The following is a 21,128-nucleotide window of genomic DNA, read 5'->3' on the forward strand; positions in this document are numbered from 1 at the left end:
CGGAACGCGTACCGCCGAGAGGGTGAAGATCCCGCCGAAACGTCGAAGATCCGCCGATCTTTCATGATCATCAGGCATTCAATGATCTTTCCAACTCACTGGACGACGTTCCATCGCCACTCCAGGGGGACGCGTGGCTCGTGATCGCACACCTTTCCGTTCCGTTCGCCGCGCGGGCGCGCTCGCGGCCGCCGTCGCCGCGCTCGCCCTCGTGGGCGCCCAGGCCGCGACGGCGGGGCCGCCGATGTACGCGGCGGACCCGCTCCGCGGGCAGGACGTGTCGTCGGCGTACCCGGCGGGCTCGCTCCGCGGGCAGGACGTGTCCTCGCACCAGGAGCACGTCGACTGGCCGTCCGCCCGCTCGGACGGCGCCCGGTTCGCCTACGTCAAGGCGACCGAGTCCACGACCTACCGCAACCCCTACTTCGACCGGCAGTACGGCGGCGCGCGCCGGGCGGGCCTGGTCCGCGGCGCGTACCACTTCGCCCGGCCGGACCGGTCCCCGGGCGCCGAGCAGGCCGCGTACTTCGTGCGGCACGGCGGCGACTGGCGGGCGGACGGCTGGACGCTGCCGCCGGCGCTCGACATCGAGTACAACCCGTACGACAAGGACCACAGGTGCTACGGGCTGGGCTGGAAGCGGATGGTCGACTGGATCCGGTCCTTCAGCGACGAGGTCGACCGGAAGACCGGCCGCCGCCCGGTGATCTACACCACCGCCCGCTGGTGGAAGGCCTGCACGGGCAACAGCCGCGCCTTCGCCTCGGACCACCCCTTGTGGATCGCCCGGCACGGCACATCGGACCCGGGGTCGCTGCCGGGCGGCTGGTCGGACTGGACCTTCTGGCAGTACGGCACCGAGGGCGGCCTGCCGGGTGACCAGAATCTCTTCGAGGGGCCGCCGAGCCGGCTGCGGGCCTTCGCGCGGGGCCGGTAGCCAAGGGGCGCTTGGGGCGTCGACCCTGAAGGCAATCCCAATCCCCCGTTGACGACACCCTGACGCCCGCCCCAGTTCACCTTCCGTTCATCCAGGTTGCCTACGGTCCAACGGCCGATGACCTCTAACGATTGCCTGGGTAAATGGAAAGCTTCTCGCTGATCCTCGCGATTGTGGTGGTAACCGCACTCGCGTTTGATTTCACGAACGGTTTCCACGACACCGCCAACGCGATGGCCACGACCATCTCGACCGGCGCCCTCAAGCCCAAGATCGCGGTGGCCATGTCCGCCGCCCTCAACCTTGTGGGAGCTTTCCTCTCCGTGGAGGTCGCCAACACGATCTCCAAGGGTCTCGTCGACGAGACCGGCATACGTCCCGAGGTCATATTCGCCGCCTTGGTCGGCGCGATCCTCTGGAACCTGCTGACCTGGCTGGTGGGACTGCCCTCCAGCTCCTCGCACGCCCTGATGGGCGGCCTGGTCGGCGCCACCGTCGCCTCCGCAGGCTTCGGTGCCGTCCACGGTGACGTGCTCGTCACCAAGGTGCTGCTCCCGGCGGTCGCCGCCCCGATCGTGGCCGGTCTCGCGGCGATGCTCGCCACCCGGTTCTCCTACGGCATCGACAAGAACGCCGACAGCGAGGCCACCCGCAAGGGCTACCGCGCCGGCCAGATCGCCTCCGCCGGCCTGGTCTCCCTCGCCCACGGCACCAACGACGCCCAGAAGACGATGGGCATCATCACCCTCGCCCTGGTCGCCGGCGGCTCCCTCGCCCCCGGCTCCAACCCTCCCACCTGGGTCATCCTCTCCGCGGGTCTGGCCATCGCGCTAGGCACCTACATCGGCGGCTGGCGCATCATCCGCACCATGGGCAAGGGCCTGACCGACCTGGAGCCGCGCCAGGGCTTCGCCGCCCAGACCAGCGCGGCCACGGCCATCCTGGCCTCCTCCCACCTCGGCTTCTCCCTCTCCACCACCCACGTCGTCTCCGGCTCGGTGATGGGTGCGGGCCTGGGCCGCAAGGGCGGTGTGGTCCGCTGGTCCACCGCGACCCGCATGTTCGTCGCCTGGGCGCTGACCCTCCCGGCCGCCGCGCTGGTCGGCGCGGGCGCCGAGTCCGTCACGGACCTGGGTGACTGGGGCACCGCACTCGTCGCCGTCTTCCTGGTCGGCGCCAGCGCCGCGATCTGGAAGATCTCCCGCCGCGAGGTCGTCGACCACACCAACGTCAACGCCGTCGACGGCACCGCCGAGCCGGCCGGCGTGGTGACCACCGCCATCGCCGCGGTGACCCCGCCCCCCGCGGGCACCGTCACCGAGGACCTCACGGCCACCATCCCGGCCCAGACCGCCGCCGAACCGGCTCCGGCGACCCCGCCGGCCGCCACGGTCTGACCCCGAACCCGGACTCTGAAGGAAGCATCCCCATGAAGATCGACTGGGCGGCCCTCGGCTCCGTCTTCGGCGTCAGCCTCGCCGTGACCATGGGCCTGGTGGCCCTGTTCACCCTCGGCGTCACCGCGCTCGCCCGCCGGGAGAAGGCCGCGGCCCAGGGCAACTCCGCGGCGCTGGCCGTGACGAGCGCGTACGTCTGCTTCGCCGCCTGTGCGGCCGCGGTGGCGTACGGGATCCATCTGATCGTGGCGAAGGCCTGACGCCCGAGCGCACATCCTCCGCATCCGCCCTGCCGGTCCGGCGTGTTCAGCCGACCGGCAGGGCGGACGTGTGTCCGGGACGGGGTCCCACAGGGCCGTTCCACCCCGCCCGAAACAGCCGCGGTGTGGGCCTCAGCACAGTCCGGCGTCCCAGGTCAAAGGCAAGTTGACGGCCCTTCCGGGGGCGTGGTGGACTGCCCACGCCATGTACGGCGGCAGGAGAGGAAGCCGGTGCGAATCCGGCGCGGTCCCGCCACTGTCACCGGGGAAGGAATCCCGGGAGCCAGGAACTCTCACCGCCGGTCTCGTCGAACCAGGGCGCGGACACCCTGAGTGAGGACATATCGCCATGCGCGGCTGCCGTTCGAGGTTCAGTAACCGGGCCCTGCCTGCCCCCACGGCCGGCTGAGCCGATGGGTGCCGATCGCTCCTACGCGTACGGCGCCGCCGCCGGCCTTCTCGGCGACCTGCTCCTCGGTGACCCTCGCCGGGGGCATCCGGTCGCCGTGTTCGGGCGGACGGCCGCAGCCGTGGAACGCGCACTGTGGCACGACCACCGCGGCTGGGGTGCGCTGCACACCGCCGTGTGCGCCGGCGGAGCCGTCGCTCTGGGCGCCGCCGCCGAACGCGCCGTGCGCCGCTCCCCTGTCGCCTCCGTCGCGCTGACCGCCGCCGCCACCTGGGCCGTGGTCGGGGGCACTTCGCTCGCGAGGGAGGCGCGGACCGTCGGACGCGCCCTGGAGGCCGGGGACGTCGAGGCCGCACGGGCGCGGCTGCCGCATCTGTGCGGACGGGATCCGCAGGCCCTCGACGCCGACGGGATCGCCCGGGCGGTCGTGGAGTCCGTCGCCGAGAACACCTCCGACGCCGTCGTGGGCGCGCTGGTGTGGGGTGCCGTGGGCGGGGTGCCCGGGCTGCTCGGGTTCCGGGCCGTCAACACCCTGGACGCGATGGTGGGGCACAAGTCGGCCCGCCACCGCCGCTACGGCTGGGCCTCGGCCCGGCTGGACGACGTCGCGGGGTGGCCGGGGGCGCGGCTGACCGCCGTACTCGCCGCCGCGGCCGGCCCCGACCCCCGCGGCGCCGTGCGCGCCTGGCGGGCCGACGCACGCAAGCATCCGAGCCCCAACGCCGGGCCCGTCGAAGCCTCGTTCGCGGGTGCCCTCGGCGTGCGGCTGGGCGGGACGCTCTCCTACGGCGGGCGCGTCGAACACCGGCCCGTGCTGGGCGGGGGCGCCGGACGGGCCGTCCGGGTCACCGACATCGACCGGGCGGTACGGCTCTCCCGCCGCGTCGGCCTGCTCGCGCTCGGCGTCACGCTCGCTGCGCGCCGACTCGTGAAGGGACGTGGGAAGTGAACGGTGGTCTCCTCGTCGCCGGCACCACCTCCGACGCCGGCAAGAGCGTCGTGACGGCCGGGATCTGCCGGTGGCTGGTGCGCCAGGGCGTGAAGGTGGCGCCCTTCAAGGCGCAGAACATGTCCCTCAACTCCTTCGTCACGCGCGAGGGTGCCGAGATCGGGCGGGCGCAGGCGATGCAGGCCCAGGCCTGCCGGGTCGAGCCGACCGCGCTGATGAATCCCGTGCTGCTCAAGCCCGGTGGGGAACAGAGCAGTCAAGTGGTGCTGCTCGGGAAGCCCGTGGGCGAGCTGAGCGCACGCGGGTATCACGGGGGGCGCCAGCAGCAGCTCCTCGGCACCGTGCTGGAGTGTCTCGCCGAGTTGCGGGGCACGTATGACGCGGTGATCTGTGAGGGGGCCGGTTCGCCCGCGGAGATCAATCTGCGGCGGACCGACATCGTGAACATGGGGATCGCGCGGAACGCCCGGCTCCCTGTGCTTGTCGTCGGCGACATCGACCGCGGCGGCGTCTTCGCCTCCTTCTTCGGGACGGTCGCCCTGCTCTCGCCCGAGGACCAGGAGCTGGTGGCCGGCTTCCTGGTGAACAAGTTCCGCGGCGACGTCACTCTGCTGGAGCCGGGGTTGGACATGCTGCACGGGCTCACCGGGCGGCACACGTACGGCGTCCTGCCCTTCCAGCACGGGCTCGGCATCGACGAGGAGGACGGACTGCGAGTCTCCCTCCGTGGGACGGTACGCGAGTCGAACACCGCCCCGCCGGTCGGCGAGGACGTGCTGCGGGTGGCGGTGTGCGCCATCCCGCTCATGTCCAACTTCACCGACGTGGACGCACTCGCCGCCGAACCGGGTGTCGTGGTGCGGTTCGTGGACCGGCCGGAGGAGCTGGCGGACGCGGACCTCGTGGTGATCCCGGGGACTCGGGGGACGGTCAAGGCCCTCGCGTGGCTGCGGGAGCGGGGGCTCGCGGACGCCCTCGTCAGAAGGGCCGCGGAAGGACGCCCGGTCCTCGGCATCTGCGGCGGCTTCCAGATCCTCGGCGAACACATCGAGGACGAGGTCGAGTCGCGCGCCGGTCAGGTGCGGGGCCTCGGGGTACTCCCGGTGCGCGTGCGGTTCGCCCGCGAGAAGACCCTCACCCGGCCGACCGGGGAAGCCCTCGGCGAGCACGTCGAGGGGTACGAGATCCATCACGGAGTCGCCGAAGTAACCGGCGGCGAAGCCTTCCTGGACGGCTGCCGGGTCGGCCAGACCTGGGGCACGCACTGGCACGGCTCCCTGGAGTCGGACGGTTTCCGGCGGGCCTTCCTGCGCGAGGTGGCCGCCGCCGCGGGCCGCCGCTTCGTGCCGGCCCCCGACACCTCGTTCGCCGCGCTGCGCGAGGAGCAGCTCGACCGGCTCGGCGACCTGATCGAACAGCACGCGGACACCGACGCGCTCTGGCGGCTCATCGAGTCGGGCGCGCCGCAAGGACTGCCTTTCATTCCACCGGGAGCGCCTGCATGAGCACAGTGTTGTTGTTGTCGACCGCCGACACCGATCTGCTGGCGGCCCGGGCCTCCGGCGCGGCGTACCGGATCGGCAATCCGACCCGGGTCGACGTGGCCGGCGAGCTGCCCGGCCTTGTCGAGGGCGCGGACATCGCCGTCGTACGGCTGCTGGGCGGCAAGCGTGCCTGGGAGGACGGGCTGGCCGCGCTGCGGGCGTCCGGTGTGCCGACCGTGCTGCTGGGCGGCGAGGCCGTGCCGGACGCCGAGCTGATGGCCGAGTCCTCCGTCCCGGCGGGTGTCGTGGCGGAGGCCCTGAAGTACCTGGTCGAGGGCGGGCCCGACAACCTGACCGAGCTGGCCCGGTTCCTGTCCGACACCGTGCTGCTGACCGGCGAGGGGTTCGAGGAGCCCCGGAAGATGCCGGAGTACGGGGTGCACGGCTCGTACGGGATCCGGGACGGCCGCCCCACCGTCGGCGTGCTCTTCTACCGGGCGCACGAGCTGAGCGGCAACACCGCCTTCGTGGACACGCTGTGCGCGGCGATCGAGGCGCAGGGTGCCAACGCGCTTCCCGTGTACTGCGGTTCGCTGCGCGGTGCGGACGCCGGGCTGTACGAGCTGCTGGGCCGGGCCGACGCCCTGGTCGCCACCGTCCTCGCGGCCGGCGGTACGCATGCCTCGCAGGCCTCGGCGGGCGGCGACGAGGAGGCCTGGGACATCGGGGCCCTCGCCGACCTCGACGTGCCCGTTCTGCAGGGCCTCTGCCTGACCTCCTCCAAGAATGCCTGGGAGGAGTCCGACGCGGCCCTGTCCCCCATGGACGCGGCGATGCAGGTGGCGATCCCGGAGTTCGACGGCCGGCTGATCACCGTGCCGTTCTCCTTCAAGGAGCAGGGCCCGGACGAGGTCCCGGTGTACGTCGCCGACCCGGAGCGAGCCGGGCGGGTGGCCGGGATCGCCGTACGGCACGCCCGGCTCAAGCACAAGGCGAACGCCGACAAGAAGCTCGCGCTCGTCTTCACCGCGTACCCGACCAAGCACTCGCGCGTCGGCAACGCCGTCGGCCTCGACACCCCCGCCTCGGCGGTGCGCGTCCTGGACGCCCTGAAGGAAGCCGGCTACGGACTCACCGACTACCCCGACAACGGCGACGAGTTGATCCACCGGCTCATCGAGGCCGGCGGGCACGACGTGGAGTGGCTGACGGAGGACCAGCTGGCCGCAGCGCCCGCGCGGGTGCCGCTCGCCGACTACCGGGCCTGGTTCGAGAAGCTCGACCCCGAGCTGCGGGACGCGATGCTGGAAGCGTGGGGCGAGCCGCCGGGCAGCCTGTACGTGGACGGCGAGGACATCGTCCTGGCCTCCCTGCAGTTCGGGAACGTCGTCGTGATGATCCAGCCGCCGCGCGGCTTCGGCGAGAACCCGATCGCGATCTACCACGACCCCGACATGCCGCCCTCGCACCACTACATGGCGGCCTACCGCTGGCTGGAGAACAGTTTCGGCGCCGACGCGATCGTGCACATGGGCAAGCACGGCACGATGGAGTGGCTGCCGGGCAAGGGGCTGGGGCTGTCGCGCGGGTGTGCGCCGGACGCCGTCCTCGGTGACCTGCCGCTCGTCTACCCGTTCATCGTCAACGACCCCGGCGAGGGCACCCAGGCCAAGCGGCGCGGGCACGCCACGGTGGTCGACCACCTCGTACCGCCGATGGCGCGTGCCGACACCTACGGCGACCTGGCCAAGCTGGAGCAGCTGCTGGACGAGTACGCACTCGTCTCCGACCTGGACCCGGCGAAGGCCCCGGCCGTGCGGGCGCAGATCTGGACGCTGGTCAAGGCGGCCGAGCTGCACCACGACCTGCATGTGGACGAGCAGCCGGAGGACGACGACTTCGACGAGTTCGTCATGCACATCGACGGCTATCTGTGCGAGATCAAGGACGTGCAGATCCGTGACGGCCTGCACATCCTCGGCGGCGGCCCGGTCGCCGAGCCGCGCGTGAACCTGGTCCTCGCCGTGCTGCGCGCCTCCCAGGTGTGGGGCGGGCAGGCGAACGCGCTGCCGGGGCTGCGGGCCTCACTGGCGGCCCATTTCGGGCTCGTCGAGAAAGAGCTGCTGGCCGAGCCGGGCGCGCCGGTGAAGGTGCCGGTCGAGCTGACCGACCTGGTCGAAGGCCCTGCCCGTACCGCCGCCGACGCGATCGACCTGCTGGAGCAGCTGTGCCGGCGGATCGCGGAGGGCATGGAGGCCCGCGACTGGGCGGTGGCCGAGAGTGCGCCGCTCGTCCGTGAGGTGGTGGGCGCCGAACTCGCGGACGCGGTTGGGGTGTTGGAGTTCGCCTGCACCGAGGTGGTCCCCCGGCTCGCCCGCACGACCGACGAGATCGGCCACATCCTCAAGGCGCTGAACGGCGGTTACGTCCCGGCCGGCCCCTCGGGCTCCCCGACCCGCGGTCTGGTCAACGTGCTGCCGACCGGCCGCAACTTCTACTCCGTCGACCCCAAGGCCATCCCCTCCCGACTGAGCTGGGAGGTCGGCCAGTCGCTCGCCGACTCGCTCGTGCAGCGGTATCTCCAGGACACCGGTGAGTACCCGAAGTCGGTCGGTCTGACGGTGTGGGGCACGTCGGCGATGCGCACCCAGGGCGACGACATCGCCGAGATCCTGGCGCTGATCGGCTGCCGTCCGGTGTGGGACGAGGCCTCGCGCCGGGTGACGGGGTTCGAGGTGATTCCCCTGGCGGAGCTGGGCCGGCCGCGCATCGACGTCACGGTCCGCATCTCCGGCTTCTTCCGGGACGCGTTCCCGCATGTGGTCGGGCTGATCGACGACGCGGTGCGGAAGGTGGCCGAGTTGGACGAGCCGGCCGACCAGAACTTCGTCAGGGCGCACGCCGACGAGGACACCGCCGAGCACGGTGACCGGCGGCGCGCCACGGCCCGTATCTTCGGCTCGAAGCCGGGCGCGTACGGCGCCGGTCTGCTGCCGCTGATCGACGCCCGCAACTGGCGCTCCGACGCCGACCTCGCCGAGGTGTACGCGGTGTGGGGCGGGTACGCGTACGGGCGGGGGCTGGACGGGCGGGCGGCGCGCGGGGACATGGAGACCGCGTTCAAGCGGATCGCGGTCGCCGCGAAGAACGTCGACACCCGCGAGCACGACCTGGTCGACGCCGACGACTACTTCCAGTACCACGGCGGCATGGTCGCCATGGTCCGCCACCTGACCGGCGCCAATCCTGAGGCGTACGTCGGTGACAGTGCCGTACCGGACCAGGTGAAGACCCGCACGCTGGGCGAGGAGACCCACCGCGTCTTCCGGGCCCGGGTGGTCAACCCGCGCTGGATGGCGGCGATGCGCCGGCACGGCTACAAGGGCGCCTTCGAGATGGCGGCGACCGTGGACTACCTGTTCGGCTACGACGCGACGGCGGGCGTGGTCGACGACTGGATGTACGAGAAGCTCAGCGCGGAGTACGTCTTCGACCCCGAGAACCGGGACTTCATGAAGAAGTCCAACCCGTGGGCGCTGCGCGGGATCACCGAGCGGCTGCTGGAGGCGGCGGACCGCGGGCTGTGGGCCGAGCCGGACGCGGACACGCTGGAGCAGCTGCGCGCCACCTATCTGGAGCTGGAAGGCGACTTGGAGGGCGACGAGAAGTGAGTACCCCGTTTCCGTTCACGGCCGTCGTCGGCCAGGACGACCTGCGGCTCGCGCTGCTGCTGAACGCCGTGTCGCCGGCGGTCGGCGGTGTGCTGGTGCGCGGCGAGAAGGGCACCGCGAAGTCGACCGCGGTACGAGCCCTTTCGGCGCTGCTGCCGGAGGTGTCCGTGGTCCCCGGATGCCGTTTCTCCTGTGCCCCGGCGGCGCCGGACCCGTCCTGCCCGGACGGCCCGCACGAGCCGGCATCCGGTACGACGCGCCCGTCCCGCATGGTCGAGCTGCCCGTCGGTGCCTCCGAGGACCGGCTGGTGGGCGCGCTCGACATCGAGCGGGCGCTGGCGGAGGGCGTGAAGGCGTTCGAGCCGGGCCTGCTGGCCGACGCGCACCGCGGGATCCTGTACGTGGACGAGGTCAACCTCCTCCACGACCACCTGGTCGACCTGCTGCTGGACGCGGCGGCGATGGGCGCCTCGTACGTCGAGCGCGAGGGTGTCTCCGTACGGCATGCCTCGAAGTTCCTGCTCGTCGGCACGATGAACCCCGAAGAGGGCGAGCTGCGGCCGCAGTTGCTCGACCGGTTCGGGCTGACCGTGGAGGTCGCGGCCTCGCGGGAGCCGGAGCAGCGGGTGGAGGTCGTACGGCGTCGGCTGGCGTACGACGACGATCCGGCCGGCTTCGCCGCACGGTGGGCCGGCGAGGAGGCCACCGTACGGCAACGGATCGTCGCGGCACGGGAGTTGCTGCCGCAGGTGCGGCTGGGTGACGGGGCGCTGCGGCAGATCGCGGCGACCTGCGCGGCCTTCGAGGTGGACGGCATGCGTGCCGACATCGTGATGGCGCGTACGGCGACCGCGCTGGCCGCGTGGGCCGGGCGGACGGACGTGCTCGCCGAGGATGTCAGGCAGGCGGCTCTGCTGGCGCTGCCGCACCGGAGGCGCAGGAATCCCTTCGACGCGCCGGGCCTCGACGAGGACAAGCTCGACGAGACGCTGGAGCAGTTCTCGGGCGAAGGCGACGACGATCCCGAGCCCGACGGGCCGGGTGGCGGCGGCGGACAGCCGGCGCCCGACAGCGGTCCCCAGGGCGACGGCGGCAGTGCCGCGCAGCCCGAGGCCGGTGAGGGCGGGCAGCCGCAGGCGTCCGGCGCGCGGGAGCAGACGCCCGTGCGGGCCGCCGAGCCGTTCCGTACGAAGGTGCTGAGCGTGCCCGGGATCGGCGAGGGTGCCGCCGGGCGGCGCTCGCGCGCGCGGACCGAGCACGGGCGCACGACCGGGGCCCGGCGGCCCCGGGGGACGCTCACCAAGCTGCATCTGGCAGCCACCGTGCAGGCCGCCGCCCCGCATCAGCGGGCGCGCGGGCGGTCCGGGCCGGGGCTGGTGCTGCGCCGGGACGATCTGCGGCAGGCGACGCGGGAGGGGCGTGAGGGGAACCTCGTGCTGTTCGTCGTGGACGCCTCCGGGTCGATGGCGGCGCGGCAGCGGATGGGCGCCGTGAAGGGTGCCGTGCTGTCCCTGCTGCTGGACGCCTACCAGCGGCGGGACAAGGTGGGGCTGGTGACCTTCCGGGGCGCCTCGGCGGACGTGGCCCTGCCGCCGACGTCGTCCGTCGACGCCGCTGCCGCCCGGCTGGAGTCGCTGCCGACGGGCGGTCGTACGCCGCTCGCGGCCGGGCTGCTCAAGGCGCACGAGGTGCTGCGGGTGGAGCGGTTGCGGGATCCGGCGCGGCGGGCGCTGGTGGTCGTGGTGACCGACGGGCGGGCGACCGGCGGCCCGGAGCCGGTCGCGCTGGCGGGGCGTGCGGCGCGGCTGTTCGCGGCCGACGGGGTCGCCTCCGTGGTCGTGGACTGCGAGTCGGGGCCGGTGCGGCTCGGGCTCGCCGGGCAGCTCGCGGGTGAGCTGGGCGGTACGGCCGTCACGCTGGACGAGCTGCGGGCCGACTCGATCGCCGGGCTGGTCAGGGACGTGCAGGGAACTTCGAGGAGGGCTGCGTAATGCCGCAGGGACAGCCGAGTGTGATTCCGGACGACGGGCTGACGACCCGGCAGCGGCGCAACCGGCCGCTGGTCGTCGTGCACACGGGCATCGGCAAGGGCAAGTCGACCGCGGCGTTCGGGCTTGCGCTGCGTGCCTGGAACCAGGGATGGCCGATCGGGGTGTTCCAGTTCGTCAAGTCGGCGAAGTGGAAGGTCGGCGAGGAGAACGCGCTGCGCGTGCTCGGCGCCTCCGGGCAGGGCGGGACCGTCGACTGGCACAAGATGGGCGAGGGCTGGTCCTGGGTCCAGCGGGATGCCCAGATGGACAACGAGGAGAAGGCCCGGGAGGGCTGGGAGCAGGTCAAGCGGGACCTGGCGGCCGAGACGTACCGGCTGTACGTGCTGGACGAGTTCGCTTACCCGATGCACTGGGGGTGGGTGGACACGGACGAGGTGGTGGATGTCCTGCGCAACCGGCCCGGGACTCAGCACGTGGTGATCACCGGCCGTAACGCGCCCGAGAAGCTCGTCGGCTTCGCCGACCTCGTGACCGACATGTCCAAGGTCAAGCACCCGATGGACGCGGGGCAGAAGGGCCAGAAGGGCATCGAGTGGTGAGTTCCGTTCCCCGGCTGGTCATTGCCGCGCCGTCGTCCGGCAGCGGCAAGACCACCGTCGCCACGGGGCTGATGGCCGCGTTCGCCGCGCGGGGGCTCGCCGTGTCCGCGCACAAGGTGGGGCCGGACTACATCGACCCCGGGTATCACGCGCTCGCCACCGGGCGGGTGGGGCGGAACCTGGACGCGTATCTGTGCGGTCCTTCGCTGATCGGGCCGCTGTTCGCGCATGGCGCGCAGGGCTGCGACCTCGCCGTCGTCGAGGGCGTGATGGGGCTGTACGACGGGGCCGCGGGCGAGGGGGAACTCGCGTCCACGGCCCATGTCGCCAAGCTGTTGCGGGCGCCGGTGGTGCTGGTCGTGGACGCGTCGTCGCAGTCGCGGTCGGTGGCGGCGCTGGTACATGGGTTTGCCTCCTGGGATCCGGAGGTGCGGGTCGGGGGCGTGATCCTGAACAAGGTCGGATCGGACCGGCATGAGGAGCTGCTGCGGGACGCCCTGGACTCGGCCGGGGTGCCGGTTCTGGGGGTGCTGCGGCGGGTGGCCCGGGTGGATACGCCGTCGCGGCATCTGGGGCTGGTGCCGGTCGCAGAGCGACGGACCGACGCCTTGGACGCGGTGGCAGCGATGGCCGCGCAGGTGGAGCAGGGGTGCGATCTCGAAGCTCTGCTGGGACTGGCACGAGGTGCGGGAGCGTTGTCCTGTCCTCCTTGGGAACCGCCCGTCACCGCACCGGACCAGCGTGAGGTGGTTGCCGTGGCCGGTGGCCCCGCCTTCACCTTCTCCTACGCCGAGCACACCGAACTGCTCACCGCCGCCGGTGCCGAAGTGGTCACCTTCGATCCGCTCCGCGATGAGCAACTGCCCGAAGGGACCGCCGGGTTGGTCATCGGGGGTGGTTTCCCCGAGGTGTACGCCAGTGAGCTGTCCGCCAACGAGCCGCTCCGCAAGGCCATCGCCGAACTGGCGCTGAGCGGCGCGCCCGTAGCCGCCGAGTGTGCCGGGCTGCTCTACCTCTGCCGAGAGCTGGACGGACTCCCGATGTGCGGCGTCCTCGACGCCACCGCGCGGATGACGGAGCGGCTCACCCTCGGGTACCGGGACGCGGTGGCCGTCGGGGACAGTGTGCTGGCCGTCGCGGGGACGCGGATGCGCGGGCACGAGTTTCATCGCACGGTCGTCGAGCCCGGCGCCGGTGCCGCTCCCGCCTGGGGGCTGCGGGCCCCGGTGAGGCGGGTCGAAGGTTTTGTCCAACAGGGCGTGCACGCGAGTTATCTGCACACGCACTGGGCGTCCGAGCCCGGTGTGGCCCGTCGGTTCGTCGAGAGGTGCCGGACGTCATGAGCAGCAGGCTGGTCGGTGTCGGGGTCGGTCCCGGTGACCCGGAGCTGGTGACCGTCAAGGGGGTCAACGCGCTGCGCGCGGCCGACGTCGTCGTCGTACCGGTGATGGACACCGGGGAGCGGGGGCGGGCCGAGGCGACCGTGTTGCACTACGTGCCCGAGGAGAAGGTCGTCCGGGTGGTGTTCGCGCTGAACGAGCGGACGGACCGGGCGCGCCGGGAGGCGGCCTGGGATGCGGCGGGCGAGCGGGTCGCCGGGCTGCTGCGCGCGCACGGGTCCGTCGCCTTCGCCACCATCGGGGATCCGAATGTGTACTCGACGTTCACGTACCTCGCGCAGACGATCGCGGAGCTGGTGCCGGGTGTCGTGGTGGAGACCGTGCCCGGGATCACCGCGATGCAGGATCTTGCCGCGCGGTCGGGGGCCGTGCTCACGGAGGGCACCGAGCCGCTGACGCTGGTGCCGGTGACGGCCGGGGCGGCCGTGCTCAAGGAGGCGCTGGCCGGGCCGGGGACCGTCGTGGCGTACAAGTTCGGACGGCAGGCCGCCGAGGTCGCCGAGGCGCTGCGGGAGACCGGGCGGATCGGGGAGGCCGTGTGGGGCTCGGCGCTCGGGCTGCCGGAGGAGTCGGTGCGGCCGGCCGCAGACCTGGACGGGTCGCCGCTGCCGTACCTCTCCACGCTGATCGCGCCCCCGCGGCGGGACGGCGGGCGGGGCGGGAAGCTGTGAGGCGGCCGGTGGGGCCGGCCGCCCCGGACACCGACCACCGGTCGGCCGAAAGCCACCACCAAGCTCAACGGGGCGGCGCCATCGCTGCCGCCCTCCCCACAGATCGCGCCCCCGCGGCGGAGTGGGAAGCTGTGCCGCAGCCCGGCGCCCACGAGCCGCCCCAGGCGCGATCAGCCGCCGGACACCCCGACCACCAGCCAGATGAAGGCCGCGCCCGCGACCGTGCACAGCAGGGTGGAGCGGGCGGGGTGTTCGTGGTGGGCCTCGGGGAGGATCTCGGCGGCGGCGAGGTAGAGCAGGACGCCGCCGAAGAGGCCGAGATAGCCGCCGAGTACCGGTTCCGGGATGTGGAAGAAGGCGGTCGACAGGGCGCCGACCAGGGGTGCGCAGGCGTCGGCGAAGAGCATGCCTATCGCCCGCCGGCGCGCGTTGCCGTACAGGCTCGTGATGGTGAAGGTGTTGAAGCCGTCGGCGAAGTCGTGCGCGATCACGGCGAGCGCCACGGAGGTGCCCATGCCGCCGCCCACCTGGAAGGCCGCGCCGATCGCCACGCCGTCCAGGGCACTGTGGCCGACCATCGCGGCGGCCGCCGTCAGGCCCACCTCGGGCGCCCGGTGGTTGTGCTCGTCGGCGCCGTGCGCGGCCTGCCGGGCGGCAAGGAGACGTTCCACCAGATGGGCCAGCAGGAAACCGGCCACGAACAGCAGCAGGGCCGCGGGCACGCCGAAGATCTCGCGGTCCGCTGCGTGCAGCGCCTCCGGCAGCAGGTCCAGGCCGACCACGCCCAGCATCAGGCCGCCGGCCAGCCCCAGGACGAGATGGCGACGGTCGGTCACGCGCTGTGCCGTCCAGCCGCCGGCCAGCGTCATCAGGACCGCGCCGAGCGCGACGAAGACCGCCATAGGCCCTTGCTATCCGATGGAGGCGCCTTCGCGCACATCCGGCACCGCCCACACGTCTCCAGACCCTGACAATTCACCCACTTCTGACCTGCGTTTCCGTACGAGAGGACCCCTTCCCATGGCCGATGCCCCCACCGGCAAGGTGACGTTCGTCGGTGCCGGCCCCGGCGCCGCCGACCTGCTGACGTTCCGCGCCGCGCGCGCGATCGCGGAGGCCGACGTGGTGATCTGGGCGGCGAGCCTGGTCCAGGCGGAGGTCCTCGAGCACGCGCGCGAGGACGCGGACGTCCTGGATTCCGCGACCATGTCCCTCGAGGACGTCGTGGCCGTGTACGAGCGGGCCCGCTCCGAGGGCCTGAAGGTGGCCCGCATCCACTCCGGCGACCCCGCCCTGTGGGGCGGCACCCAGGAGCAGCTCGACCGGTGTGCGGAGATCGGCATCGAGACCGAGATCGTGCCCGGCGTCTCCTCCTTCTCCGCCGTCGCCGCGCTCGCCCGCCGCGAGCTGACCATCCCGGAGGTCGCCCAGTCCGTGGTGCTCACCCGGCTGGGCGGCGGCAAGACACCGATGCCGCCCGGCGAGGAGGTGCGCGAGTTCGCCCGGCACGGGACGACCATGGCGATCTTCCTGTCGGCGGCGCGCAGCGGCCAGCTGGTGCGGGAGCTGCTGGAGGGCGGCTACCCGACGGACACCCCCGTGGTCGTCGCCTACCAGGCGACCTGGCCGGAGGAGCTGGTCGTGAAGTGCACGATCGGCACGCTGGAGGAGACGGTCAAGGAGCACAAGCTCTGGAAGCACACGCTCTTCCTGGTCGGCCCGGCGCTGGACGCCCACGGGACGCGTTCGCACCTGTACCACCCCGGTCATTTCCACGGGTTCCGCAAGGCCGACCCCGAGGCGCGGCGGGCCCTGCGCGAGCGGGGGGCGAACAGTTGATCACGGTTGTCGGTACGGGGACGGGGACACCGGTCCCCGAGGACGCCCTCGCCGGTGCCGCTCTGGTCGTCGGCGGGCGGCGCCATCTGGACGCCGTACGGCTGCCCGAGGGCGCGGAGCGGATCGTGCTCGGGCCGCTGGCGCCCGCCCTGGACGCGATCGGGGAGTACGTCGGCAAGGAGCTGCCGGTGGTCGTGCTGGCCTCCGGCGATCCCGGGTTCTTCGGGATCGTGCGGGCGCTGGCCGAGCGGTTCGGGTCCGGGCGGCTGGACGTGCGGCCCGGGGTGTCGTCCGTGGCCACCGCGTTCGCGCGGATCGGGCTGCCCTGGGACGACGCGGTCGTGGTGAGTGCGCACGGGCGTGACCTGCGGACGGCCGTCAACGTGTGCCGGGCCCGGCCCAAGGTGGCCGTGCTCACCGGGCCGGGCGCCGGGCCCGCCGAGCTGGGGGCCGCGCTCGGCGACGACCGCCGTGTCCTCGTCGTGGCGAGCGCACTCGGTGATCCGGAGCGCGAGCGCGTGGAGCGGGTGACGCCCGCCGAGGCCGCGGCCCGGGACTGGGGTACGGCGGTGAGCGTGGTGCTGTGCCTGGACGAGGGCCGGGAACCGGGCGGCCTGCGTACGGTCGCCGGAGTGCCGTCGGGCCCTGCCCAATGGGCCCTGGACGAGAGCGAGTTCGCGCACCGGGACTCGATGATCACCAAGTTCGAGGTGCGGGCGCTGGCGCTGGCCCAGCTCGGGCCGCGCCTGGGCGACCTGGTGTGGGACGTCGGCGCGGGCTCGGGCTCGGTGGCCGTGGAGTGCGCGCGGCTCGGCGCGGCCGTGGTCGCCGTCGAGAAGACCCCGGACGGGGTCGAGCGGATCGGTGCCAACGCGGACGCCCATGGTGTCGACGTGCGCGTGGTGCACGGGGAGGCACCGGCCGCACTGGACGAACTCGACGATCCCGACGCCGTGTTCATCGGCGGCGGGGGCCGCGAGCTGCCCGCCATCGTCGCCGCGTGCGCGCGCCGGGCGCGGCGGACCGTCGTCGTCGCGATGGCCGCCCTGGACCGGGTACCGGCGGCGCGCGAGGCGCTGATCGGTGCCGGGTTCACCTGTGACGGGGTGCTGCTGCAGTCGTCGCGGCTGGCGCCGCTGCCGGGGGACGTGACCCGGCTGGCGGCGACCAATCCCGTTTTCCTGCTGTGGGGCGTCAGAACCCCGGCGTCTAGTGAAGGAGTTGCACAGTGATCGGCCTCATTTCCGCCACCGCGGCGGGGGCGGCGGCACGCGACCGGCTGGCCGCGGCCTGGCCGGACCGTACGCGGGTGTACGACGGCCCGGTCGGGGAGGCCGTCCGGGCCGCGTTCGCCGAGTGCGCGCAGCTGGTGTGCTTCCTGGCGACGGGCGCAACGGTACGCCTGCTCGCGCCGCTGCTCGGCGACAAGGCGGTGGACCCGGGTGTGGTGTGCGTGGACGAGGGCGGCCGGTTCGCGGTGGCGCTGGTCGGCGGGCACGGCGGCGGCGCCAACGAACTCGCCCGCGAAGTGGGCGCGTTGCTGGGGGCCGAGCCGGTGGTGACGACCGCGACGGACGCCGTGGGGCTGCCGGGCCTCGACACCCTCGGGTTCCCGTACGAGGGCTCGGTCGCCACGGTCTCCCGGGCGCTGCTGGACGGCGAACCGGTCGCGCTGGAGGCCGAGGTGCCGTGGCCGCTGCCGCCGCTGCCGACCGCGCCGCAGGGCTCGTACACCATCCGGCTCACGGACCGGGCCGTCGCACCGCGCGAGCAGGAGGTGCTGCTCAGGCCCCCGTCCCTGGTGGTCGGTGTCGGCGCCTCCAAGGGTGCGCCGGTCGAGGAGGTGCTCGGACTGGTCGAGGAGGCGCTGCGGGAGGCGGGCCTCGCGCAGAAGTCCGTGGCCGAACTCGCCACCGTGGACGCCAAGTCGGAGGAGCCGGGCCTTGTGGGCGCCGCCGAGCGTCTTGGGGTGCCCCTGGTGACGTACCCGGCCGAGGAGCTGGCGGCCGTGCAGGTGCCCAATCCCTCCGACGCGCCCCTCGCGGCCGTGGGCACCCCGTCCGTGGCGGAGGCGGCTGCCCTGGTGCGCGGCGGTGAACTCCTCGTCCCCAAGCGGAAGTCCGCGGCCCGGCCGGCCATGGCGACCTGTGCCGTCGTACGCCGTCCGGGGCGCGGGCGGCTCGCGGTGGTCGGGCTCGGCCCGGGTGCCCGGGACCTGCTCACCCCGCGCGCGGCGGCGGAGCTGCGGCGGGCCTCGGTGCTGGTGGGGCTCGACCAGTACGTCGACCAGATCCGCGACCTGCTGCGGCCCGGCACGCGGGTGCTGGAGTCGGGGCTCGGCGCGGAGGAGGAGCGGGCCCGTACGGCGGTCGCCGAGGCCCGCAAGGGGCATGCGGTGGCGCTGATCGGCAGCGGGGACGCGGGCGTGTACGCCATGGCCTCCCCCGCGCTCGCCGAGGCGTCCGACGACATCGACGTGGTCGGCGTGCCGGGCGTGACGGCCGCGCTGGCCGCCGGGGCGGTCCTGGGCGCGCCGCTGGGCCACGACCATGTGTCGATCAGCCTGTCCGACCTGCACACGCCGTGGGAGGTCATCGAGCGGCGGGTGCGGGCGGCGGCCGAGGCGGACATCGTGGTCACCTTCTACAACCCGCGCTCCCGGGGCCGCGACTGGCAGCTGCCCAGGGCGCTCGCGATCCTCGCCGAGCACCGGGAGCCGGCGACGCCCGTCGGTGTCGTGCGCAACGCCTCGCGGCCGGACGAGTCGAGCCGGCTGACGACCCTGGTGGCGCTCGACCCGGCGACGGTCGACATGATGACGGTCGTGACCGTGGGCAACACGGCGACCCGGAACATCGCGGGGCGCATGGTGACGCCGCGCGGCTACCGCTGGCAGGCTGCGTCGACGAGCGGCTCCGCCGCGGGGCAGGAGGGCGCCCGGTGAACCGTGTGGTCCACCCCATCGAGCAGGAGTCCTTCCGGCGGCTGCGGACCCGCCTGGACACCTCGCACTTCCCGGCGCTGACCCGGGCGGTGGTGGAGCGGGTCATCCACTCCGCCGCCGACCTGGAGTACGCGACCGACCTGGTCATGGACGAGGGTGACCTGGTCACGGCGCATGCGGCGCTGCACGCCGGGGCGCCGGTCGTCGTGGACGTGGAGATGGTCGCGGCCGGCATCACCCGGCGGGAGACCGTGTGCCGGCTGAAGGACGCCAAGGCCGGGCCGGGGCTGACCCGTTCGGCGCACGCGATCCGGCTGGCGTACGAGGAGGTCGGGCCCGGCGCCCTGTGGGTGATCGGCTGTGCGCCGACCGCCCTGGAGGAGCTGCTGACCCTGGACGCCTCCCCCGCGCTCGTCATCGGTCTGCCCGTCGGCTTCGTCGGTGCGGCCGAGTCCAAGGAGGCGTTGCGGGCGAGCGGTCTGCCCGCCGTGAGCAACGTGTCCGAGAAGGGCGGGTCGGCCGTGGCCGCGGCCGCGCTCAACGCCCTGCTGTACCACCCCCTTTCGCATTCCGAGGAGACATCGTGACCACCCCGCCGCCCGCCCTGCTCATCGCCGGTCATGGCACCCGGGACGAGGCCGGAGCCGAGGCGTTCCGCGACTTCGTACGGGAGCTGGGCCGCCGCCACCCGGACCTGCCCGTCGCGGGCGGGTTCATCGAGCTGTCCCCGCCGCCGCTGGGCGAGGCGGTCACCGACCTGGTCGAGCGGGGCGTACGGCGGTTCGCCGCCGTGCCGCTGATGCTGGTGTCCGCCGGGCACGCGAAGGGCGACATCCCGGCCGCGCTGGCCCGCGAGAAGGAACGCCACCCGGGCATCTCGTACACCTACGGCCGCCCGCTCGGCCCGCACCCGTCGCTGCTGAACGTGCTGGAGCGGCGGCTGGACGAGGCCCTCGGGGGCACCGCTCGTACGCCCGAGGACCGGGCCGACGTGACCGTGCTGCTGGTCGGGCGCGGCTCGACCGACCCGGACGCCAACGCCGAGGTGTACAAGGCGGCCCGGCTGCTGTGGGAGGGGCGCGGGTACGCCGGTGTGGAGACGGCGTTCGTGTCGCTGGCGGCGCCGGACGTGCCGAGCGGTCTCGACCGCTGCGTGAAGTTGGGGGCGAAGAGGATCGTCGTCCTCCCCTACTTCCTGTTCACCGGCATCCTGCCGGACCGGGTGCGCCAGCAGACCGAGGGCTGGGCGGCCGCGCACCCGGAGGTCGAGGTGCGGTCCGCGGACGTCATCGGACCCGAGCCGGAGCTGCTCGATCTGGTGATGGAGCGGTACCAGGAGGCGGTGAAGGGCGATCTGCGGATGAACTGCGACTCGTGCGTGTACCGGATCGCGCTGCCGGGCTTCGAGGACAAGGTGGGGCTGCCGCAGCAGCCGCACTTCCACCCGGACGACGACGGCCACCACCACGGGCACGGGCACCACCATCACGGGGGGCACACCCACAGCCATGCGCACTGAGGACTCCGGGGACACCGGGCACGATCTGCGTCATCACGGGGACGCCGAGGTGCGGGACGACGGGGCCGCACTGGTCGACCTCGCCGTCAACGTGCGTGCGGACACGCCTCCGGCCTGGCTGCGGGAGCACATCGCCGGGTCCCTGTCGTCGCTCGCGGCCTACCCGGACGGCCGGGCCGCGCGGGCGGCGGTGGCGGCGCGGCACGGGCTGCCGGTGGAGCGGGTGCTGCTGACGGCCGGGGCGGCGGAGGCGTTCGTCCTGCTGGCGCGGGCGCTGAAGGTGCGCCGACCGGTGGTCGTGCATCCCCAGTTCACGGAGCCGGAGGCGGCGCTGCGGGATGCGGGGCACACCGTGGACCGGGTGCTGCTGCGGGAGGCGGACGGCTTCCGGCTGGATCCGGCGGCCGTCCCGGAGGACGCCGACCTGGTCGTGATCGGGAACCCGACCAATCCGACGTCGGTCCTGCACCCGGCCGCCGCGATCGCCGAACTCGCCCGTCCGGGGCGGATCCTGGTGGTCGACGAGGCGTTCATGGACGCGGTGCCCGGTGAGCGGGAGGCGCTCGCCGGGCGGACCGGGGTACCCGGTCTCGTCGTGCTGCGCAGCCTGACCAAGACGTGGGGGCTGGCCGGGCTGCGCATCGGGTACGTGCTGGCCGACCCGGAGATCATCGCGTCGCTGGAGCGGGCGCAGCCGCTGTGGCCGGTGTCGGCACCCGCCCTGGCCGCGGCCGAGGCATGTGTGGCGCCGCGAGCGCTGGCGGAGGCGGCACACGCGGCCCACCGGATCGCGGCGGACCGGGCCCACCTGGTGGCGGGGCTGGCCGCGTTCGCGTCCCGCGGGGTGCGGGTGGTCTCGCCTGCGGAGGGGCCGTTCGTGCTGGTCCGGATGGACGGGGCTGCCGCCGTACGACGTCGGCTGCGCGAGCTGGGCTACGCGGTGCGGCGTGGGGACACCTTCCCCGGGCTGGACGACGACTGGATACGGATGGCCGTACGGGACCGGGCCACCGTGAACGGATTCCTGGCGGGGCTGGAGCGAGCGCTGGGCTGACCCC

Annotated in this window: 17 protein-coding genes and 1 riboswitch; of the genes, 16 read left to right on the plus strand and 1 reads right to left on the minus strand. The window is 73.4% G+C overall.

The genetic code is table 11. The annotated features are described in order from the left end of the window. Positions 1-133: 133 nt before the first annotated feature. The 10 genes from ACZ5DS_RS00320 (at position 134) to cobI (ending at position 13,768) form a co-directional block, all read left to right on the plus strand. On the plus strand, positions 134-937 hold the full coding sequence (locus tag ACZ5DS_RS00320) for a lysozyme (RefSeq protein ID WP_468232466.1): 804 nt from the start codon (positions 134-136) through the stop codon (positions 935-937). Between the two features lie 143 nt (positions 938-1,080). Beyond that, positions 1,081-2,334, plus strand: a complete 1,254-nt coding sequence (locus ACZ5DS_RS00325; protein ID WP_468232468.1) for an inorganic phosphate transporter — start codon at positions 1,081-1,083, stop codon at positions 2,332-2,334. 32 nt (positions 2,335-2,366) lie between these two features. Beyond that, on the plus strand, positions 2,367-2,594 hold the full coding sequence (locus tag ACZ5DS_RS00330) for a hypothetical protein (RefSeq protein ID WP_468232470.1): 228 nt from the start codon (positions 2,367-2,369) through the stop codon (positions 2,592-2,594). Positions 2,595-2,767: 173 nt separating this feature from the next. Further along, a riboswitch (cobalamin riboswitch) is annotated at positions 2,768-2,906 on the plus strand. 101 nt (positions 2,907-3,007) lie between these two features. After that, on the plus strand, positions 3,008-3,952 hold the full coding sequence (locus tag ACZ5DS_RS00335) for a cobalamin biosynthesis protein (RefSeq protein ID WP_468232472.1): 945 nt from the start codon (positions 3,008-3,010) through the stop codon (positions 3,950-3,952). Continuing rightward, positions 3,949-5,457, plus strand: coding sequence for a cobyric acid synthase (locus tag ACZ5DS_RS00340; RefSeq protein ID WP_468232473.1), 1,509 nt, complete (start codon positions 3,949-3,951; stop codon positions 5,455-5,457). Before ACZ5DS_RS00335 ends, ACZ5DS_RS00340 begins: the two co-directional genes overlap by 4 nt. Next, positions 5,454-9,107 carry a cobaltochelatase subunit CobN gene (cobN, locus tag ACZ5DS_RS00345; RefSeq protein ID WP_468232474.1) on the plus strand — a complete coding sequence of 1,218 codons (3,654 nt, stop codon included), beginning with the start codon at positions 5,454-5,456 and terminating at the stop codon, positions 9,105-9,107. The genes ACZ5DS_RS00340 and cobN overlap by 4 nt, the downstream gene beginning before the upstream one ends. Continuing rightward, positions 9,104-11,098, plus strand: coding sequence for a putative cobaltochelatase (locus ACZ5DS_RS00350; protein WP_468232476.1), 1,995 nt, complete (start codon positions 9,104-9,106; stop codon positions 11,096-11,098). The genes cobN and ACZ5DS_RS00350 overlap by 4 nt, the downstream gene beginning before the upstream one ends. Further along, a complete protein-coding gene (cobO, locus tag ACZ5DS_RS00355) occupies positions 11,098-11,697 on the plus strand; it encodes a cob(I)yrinic acid a,c-diamide adenosyltransferase (RefSeq protein ID WP_468232477.1) in 600 nt (199 codons plus the stop codon). The genes ACZ5DS_RS00350 and cobO overlap by 1 nt, the downstream gene beginning before the upstream one ends. Next, positions 11,691-13,040, plus strand: coding sequence for a cobyrinate a,c-diamide synthase (locus tag ACZ5DS_RS00360; RefSeq protein WP_468232479.1), 1,350 nt, complete (start codon positions 11,691-11,693; stop codon positions 13,038-13,040). The genes cobO and ACZ5DS_RS00360 overlap by 7 nt, the downstream gene beginning before the upstream one ends. Continuing rightward, positions 13,037-13,768 carry a precorrin-2 C(20)-methyltransferase gene (cobI, locus tag ACZ5DS_RS00365; protein ID WP_468232480.1) on the plus strand — a complete coding sequence of 244 codons (732 nt, stop codon included), beginning with the start codon at positions 13,037-13,039 and terminating at the stop codon, positions 13,766-13,768. The genes ACZ5DS_RS00360 and cobI overlap by 4 nt, the downstream gene beginning before the upstream one ends. 170 nt (positions 13,769-13,938) lie before the next feature. Here cobI and ACZ5DS_RS00370 read toward each other — a convergent pair whose 3' ends face one another. After that, a complete protein-coding gene (locus ACZ5DS_RS00370; RefSeq protein ID WP_468232482.1) occupies positions 13,939-14,670 on the minus strand; it encodes a ZIP family metal transporter in 732 nt (243 codons plus the stop codon). A 118-nt stretch (positions 14,671-14,788) separates the two neighbouring features. Here ACZ5DS_RS00370 and cobM point away from each other — a divergent pair, with 118 nt between their 5' ends. The 6 genes from cobM to cobC are packed head-to-tail and all read left to right on the plus strand — an operon-like array spanning position 14,789 to position 21,124. Continuing rightward, complete coding sequence (gene cobM / locus ACZ5DS_RS00375; RefSeq protein ID WP_468232483.1) at positions 14,789-15,607, plus strand: precorrin-4 C(11)-methyltransferase; 819 nt, start codon at positions 14,789-14,791, stop codon at positions 15,605-15,607. Then, positions 15,604-16,839, plus strand: coding sequence for a precorrin-6y C5,15-methyltransferase (decarboxylating) subunit CbiE (cbiE, locus tag ACZ5DS_RS00380; protein ID WP_468232484.1), 1,236 nt, complete (start codon positions 15,604-15,606; stop codon positions 16,837-16,839). The genes cobM and cbiE overlap by 4 nt, the downstream gene beginning before the upstream one ends. After that, entirely contained in the window at positions 16,836-18,551 is a 1,716-nt protein-coding gene (cobJ, locus tag ACZ5DS_RS00385) for a precorrin-3B C(17)-methyltransferase (protein WP_468232486.1), read from the plus strand. Before cbiE ends, cobJ begins: the two co-directional genes overlap by 4 nt. Then, complete coding sequence (locus ACZ5DS_RS00390; protein WP_468232487.1) at positions 18,548-19,138, plus strand: precorrin-8X methylmutase; 591 nt, start codon at positions 18,548-18,550, stop codon at positions 19,136-19,138. Before cobJ ends, ACZ5DS_RS00390 begins: the two co-directional genes overlap by 4 nt. Then, entirely contained in the window at positions 19,135-20,070 is a 936-nt protein-coding gene (locus ACZ5DS_RS00395; protein WP_468232489.1) for a sirohydrochlorin chelatase, read from the plus strand. The genes ACZ5DS_RS00390 and ACZ5DS_RS00395 overlap by 4 nt, the downstream gene beginning before the upstream one ends. Further along, positions 20,060-21,124 (plus strand): Rv2231c family pyridoxal phosphate-dependent protein CobC, encoded by a 1,065-nt coding sequence (cobC, locus tag ACZ5DS_RS00400; protein WP_468232490.1) that lies wholly within the window; start codon positions 20,060-20,062, stop codon positions 21,122-21,124. Before ACZ5DS_RS00395 ends, cobC begins: the two co-directional genes overlap by 11 nt. The last annotated feature ends 4 nt before the right edge of the window (positions 21,125-21,128 follow it).

This window comes from Streptomyces sp. NPDC031100 (assembly GCF_055570785.1).